We start from the raw sequence: 4,853 nt of genomic DNA on the forward strand, positions 1-4,853 counted from the left end.
CTCCCACAGGTCCTCCGGCGCCATCCGCTCGACAAGCGCAGCAGTCATCGCCCCAGACTGCCGCAAGATCACACCAACTGAAATGGCCTCTTAGGCGTGCCCGGCGCGTGAGAATCGTTGCGGAGATCGACCGGGAACTGCCCGGCCTGAGTGACTGCGAGCGCCGCCAGGTGCTCGAGGACCGGCTGCGCAAGCAGGCCGCCGTCGAGGCACAGGACTTCGTGCGGCGGCACGAACAGGCCGCAGCCGAGCGCGGCCGCCGCGACGCCGCCCGCGCGGTTGCCCGTGAGCGGGCGGAGCGCGAACGTGCGGCCACGGCCGACGCGGAAGCGGCCCGTCACGCTCTACCGTGCGAAGACTGCGGCCTGTCCCAGGCGGCAGGATTTTGCCCCGCCCGCACCTCCTGGCGCCGCACCGACAGCCTGGTACAGGAAGCCGTCGCCCTGGCCGTTGCCGTACGCGCCGATATCACCAACCCAACCGCGGTTGAGGAGGATCCAGCAGTGCGAGAGAGACATCCGCGCCCTGCTGGCGGCGACGTATGAGCGAGCGTGCGGTCCAGACACTGACCCGGCGCTGCCGCGGTACACCGTGCCGCTGGTGGCCCGGAGGATCCGGGATGAGCACCGGGAGTCGGCGCTGCGCCGGCTGGCTCGGTCCGAGCCGGCCTCGGCGGAGGCCGGCGTCGTGTATGCGGCCTACCGGCGTCGCCACCCCCGAAGGCTCAAGGTCGATACGGAGCGGCCCGCGCAGGAGGCCGCCCTGCGTGTGGCACAGGTGTTGCTCAGCGGGCTTCTGGAGGAATTGGAGGCCGCTCGCCGCCGCGGCTCGGCAGCGTGAGGTGGTGCGGCAGCCCGGGCTCGCGCGGTGACTACGACGAAGCGTTCCTGGACTGGATCTTCTGGTGGTACCTCGGAACAGTGGAGCTCACCAACCGACTCATTGTGTCGCGAACCACTAGCTGATGCCTGCGCGCCATCACCCCGAATCCGTGGTCGAAGGTCTTCAGGACCGGATCAAGTTCGGCAGCGGCGGCCACGGGCGGCATCGTCGTCACACCCGGGCCCGCGTTGGCCACACCACACCGATCGAGTCCAGGGTCCAAGGACCGCATCCGGCACCTGACCATCGCCCTGCCCCGCAATACGCCGCCCGCCTCTTCGAGGCCTAGGAGGCTGGCGCCTTCGGTGCGGCGGACGCCGTCAGACCAACGGCCGGAGACCTCGCAGCGCCTAGCGGCGGTGACTGGGGGCAGCGGCTCGTGGTGAACCGATCAGGGCCGGAGGGCGGAAACATCGAATCGACATGACCGATCCCAGGCTTTCCGGGTAGGCACCGCCACCCCTGCTACCACCCTGCTCCCTTTGCGTATGGTCTCCCCGAAGAAGCAGACCCAGGTCCGTCTGGAACCTGACGTCCTCGCCACAGGCAAGGACGCAGCGGCCGCCCGCGGCCTGCACTTCAACCGCTACGTCGAGCGTCTGATCATTGAAGACGCGACCGGCGCCCGCGCCGCCGGCATGGCCGCCGCGCAGCGCCTCATCGAAGAGCACGACGCATTCCTCGACGACCTGGAGCAGCAGCTCGACGCCCCCTACACCCAGCCGCAGCCGGGCACCGCCGCGTGATCCTGCACGTCGACGAGTCCTGGATCCTGGAAGTCGCCGAACGGGCCGGCCACCGTGACCCGGGCGTCGACGACTACGGCGTACCGGTCGCCGCGGTCGCCCGCCACCGCGGCGAACTCCTCCAGCGCCCCGTCTATGACGGCCCCTACCCCCGCGCTGCGGCCCTGGTGCACACCCTCGGCCGCTGCCGCAGGTTAGAGCGCTCCAACCTGACGATCGCCTGTGCCGTCGCCGTCATGTACCTCGAAGCCAGCAACATCCCGGTCAACCCGGCCCGTGAGCAACTGACCGCCCTCGTCCACGAGTTGAACAGCCCGCGTTCCACCGCTGCCGGGATCGCTGCCATGCTCCGCACGTGGAAGCCCTGACCCGTCGTCCTCATGCTTGTTAACGCACCCTTACCTGACCGCCCAACAGTCTGCCCGTAAGCCGACTTGCCGCACGTCCCCCACGCCTGAGGGTTGTCCCGTCTCCGTCTCTGATGTCACAGGTGGCCGGTAGCTGCCGTACATAATCCGGCACCGAGCGTACGCAGTGGAGCCGTGGCCGGGCTGGGTGACCAGCTGAGCGGCACAGGCCGTGTATGGCGAACACCTGGTCCGCATCGGCCAGCTCATCCCCGGCCCTGCTCTACAGCAATGTCATGGACCGCCGGTACCTGGCCGTGGCGCAGTAGTCCTGCGACCGCAACCAGGTGCTGGCGACGGTGAACCTGCGGGCTCCAGTGCGGCAAGTCGCTGGGGCCACCCCCCGCGGGTGCGGGGAGCAGACTGCCTGACCTGCGTCTTTACAGCCGGGCAGGCACGGTTTCAGAGACTTGTAGAGATTCCGGCAAATGGGGCATAAGGCGCCGTTCAGTGTATGGGTTTATCAATGATCGGTGGCGAGCCGATCGTCATAAGTCCTGAGAGTGCTACCTCTGTTTTCGACGGGCTGTAGTGGCCCCACTTGAACGAGTTGTTCTGGCCCCACCTTTGGGCCGTGTGGGTGAACGCCCTGAGGGGTCTGCGGGAGGAACGGATTGTTCTGGCCCCACCCTCGATCGGGTGACGTTTGCGTGCTGTCCTGGGACGGAGCCGGATCGTGTCCGTTGGCCCGGGTTGGTGGCGGTAGCGTGTGATTCACGACGCCCGCCTGACCGCTTCCCCTGACAGGAACGCGAACGGGCGGGCGCCGTGTTGTGGCGCCCGCCCGCAGGTGGTGAGAGGGAGATCAGGCGGCGGTGGCCGCCTTCCGCTTGGCGGTGGTGCTGGCGAGGCGGAAGGACTGGGTGCCCGTCTCGATGATGTGGGCCTCGAAGGTGAGCCGGTCGACGATGGCCTGGCAGAGCCGCTTGTCGGTGAAGGTCTGGTCCCATTCGGTGAACGGCCGGTTCGACGCGACGGCAATCGCATGTCGTTCCTCGCGCTCGGTGAAGATCTGGAACAGGAGCTCCGCGCCGTGGCGGTCGAGCTTGACGTAGCCGAGCTCGTCCAGGCAGAGCAGGTCGACCCGTCCGTACTTCTTGATCGTGCGGCCCAGCTGCTTGTCGCTGGCGGCCTCGGCCAGCTCGTTCACCAGGTTCGCCGCGGTCGTGTAGCGGACGCGGCCGCCGGCCTCCGCGATCGCCGTGCCCAGGCCGATCAGCAGGTGAGACTTGCCCGTTCCGGAGTCACCGATCAGGCAGAGAGGGTTCCCGGCCTGGACCCAGGCGGGCTGCATGAGGGTGTTGATGACCTCCTGCGGGATGTTCGGGTTCTTCGAGAAGTCGAAGTCCTCGATTCGCTTCGGGCGGGGGAAGTTGGCCTCCTTGACTCGGCGGACCTTGCGGCGGGCGTCGCGGTCCTCGCACTCGCTCTCCAGAAGGTCCGCGAGGAAGTCTGCGTAGGACGCCTGCTCGCGCAGGGCCTGGGCGGCGAACTCGTCCCAGCGTGCGCGGATCCCGGACAGGCCAAGGCTCCGGCAGGCCGCGTCGATCGCCTCTGACGGGTTCGGCCCGCGCTGGCCGGGCAGGCCGAAGGAGCCCCACCGCCCTGTGTTCGCAGGGGCGGGGGCGGTGCTCTGCGTCATGCTGAGCCTTTCGGTTGGATAGAGAGCAACTGGCCGTAGGCGGCCAGCGAGGGTTCGGGCCGGGAGTCCGGAGGCAGGACAGGACGCCGCTGCGGCAGCGTGATGACCTGCGCCGATTCCGGTTCAGGCTCCGTCGGCTCCGTCGTGTCGGGCTCGGCCGCGACCGTGGTGACGGCGGCTTGCGGAGCGATCACCACCGGCGGCGGACCACCCGCCGCGGCGACCGCCTTGCGGGCCTCGATGGCCACCAGGTCCGGCGAGAGGGAACCGGCCTCCAGGACCGCCTTCATGCCCGCGACGACCGCCTCGTCGGGCAGCCGCCGGTGCAGCAGCAGGACCTCGATCAGGGCCCTGGTGCCTTCCGAGCGTCCCCGCGACTCCCGGGCCGCGGCCCAGAATGCGTCGTGGGTGTCGGTGAACTGCCCGCTCTCGCGGGCCGCGGCCAGCCCGGTGGAATGCTCCAGGGCGCCGGGCTTGTGCCGCAGGATCTCCAGGTAGTGGTCCAGCAGATCACGGAAGCCGTAACGGCCCGCGAGCCGGGGATGGCGGACCACCAGCTTGTTGCGCTCGAAGACCCAGACCTCGTCCGCCCGCAGCGAGACCCGGACGTTCGTGCCGATGAAGCGGGCCGGGACGGAGTACTTGTTCTGCCGGACGGTGATCCGTGAGGTCTTGTCGACCTTCGGCGTCAGCGTCAGCCCGATGTCGAACTCCTCGGACGGCAACGGGGCCAGCAGCGGGGCCTCGTAGTCGAAGTCGAAGCCCACCGAGGTGGGCCGGTTGTCGATGTGCCGGACGTCCTCGGCCATCTCGATCTGCTCGATCTTCTCGTTCAGCTCCGCGAGCGTGTCGACCTCGGGGACCGGGACCAGGTGAGAGCGGCGGAACCGCCCGCCCTCGTGCTCGCCGCCGCCCTTCTCATGGGCGCCCTCGACGCCGGGCCGGCAGTAGAAGGCGTCGAAGCCGTAGTGCGAGCGGAAGGCCACCCACCTCTGCGACTCCACCCGCGAACGGCCGAAGCAGACCTGGGACACCGCGGGCTTGAGGTTGTCGTAACGGATGTGCCGGGTCGGGATGCCGCCCAGGATCCGGAAGGCGTCCACGTGTCCCTGCATGAAGGCTTCCTGGCCGGACGTGGAAAACACCCGGTGGACCGCCTTGCCCGAATACGACAGC

6 protein-coding genes are annotated in these 4,853 nt (G+C 68.9%); 4 read left to right on the plus strand and 2 right to left on the minus strand.

Annotated elements, in window-relative coordinates; all coding sequences use genetic code 11:
• The first annotated feature begins 107 nt into the window (after positions 1-107).
• The 4 genes from AB0M97_RS30550 to AB0M97_RS30565 all read left to right on the plus strand — a co-directional run bounded on the left by AB0M97_RS30550 (position 108) and on the right by AB0M97_RS30565 (position 1,996).
• Positions 108-545 carry a hypothetical protein gene (locus AB0M97_RS30550; RefSeq protein ID WP_365964225.1) on the plus strand — a complete coding sequence of 146 codons (438 nt, stop codon included), beginning with the start codon at positions 108-110 and terminating at the stop codon, positions 543-545.
• A gap of 55 nt (positions 546-600) precedes the next feature.
• Positions 601-840: a hypothetical protein gene (locus tag AB0M97_RS30555; protein WP_365964226.1), complete on the plus strand. Its 240-nt coding sequence runs from the start codon at positions 601-603 to the stop codon at positions 838-840.
• 530 nt (positions 841-1,370) lie between these two features.
• Positions 1,371-1,628 carry a hypothetical protein gene (locus AB0M97_RS30560; protein WP_365964230.1) on the plus strand — a complete coding sequence of 86 codons (258 nt, stop codon included), beginning with the start codon at positions 1,371-1,373 and terminating at the stop codon, positions 1,626-1,628.
• Positions 1,625-1,996: a fic family toxin-antitoxin system, toxin component gene (locus AB0M97_RS30565; RefSeq protein ID WP_365964227.1), complete on the plus strand. Its 372-nt coding sequence runs from the start codon at positions 1,625-1,627 to the stop codon at positions 1,994-1,996. The genes AB0M97_RS30560 and AB0M97_RS30565 overlap by 4 nt, the downstream gene beginning before the upstream one ends.
• A gap of 844 nt (positions 1,997-2,840) precedes the next feature.
• Here AB0M97_RS30565 and istB read toward each other — a convergent pair.
• Positions 2,841-3,677 carry an IS21-like element helper ATPase IstB gene (gene istB, locus AB0M97_RS30570; RefSeq protein WP_365964228.1) on the minus strand — a complete coding sequence of 279 codons (837 nt, stop codon included), beginning with the start codon at positions 3,675-3,677 and terminating at the stop codon, positions 2,841-2,843.
• Positions 3,674-4,853, minus strand: a 1,180-nt coding sequence (locus tag AB0M97_RS30575) for an IS21 family transposase (protein ID WP_365964229.1), incomplete at its 5' end; no start/stop codon positions are given. The genes AB0M97_RS30575 and istB, both read right to left, overlap by 4 nt.

It is taken from the genome of Streptomyces sp. NPDC051207 (genome assembly GCF_040682395.1).
GTDB lineage: Bacteria > Actinomycetota > Actinomycetes > Streptomycetales > Streptomycetaceae > Streptomyces.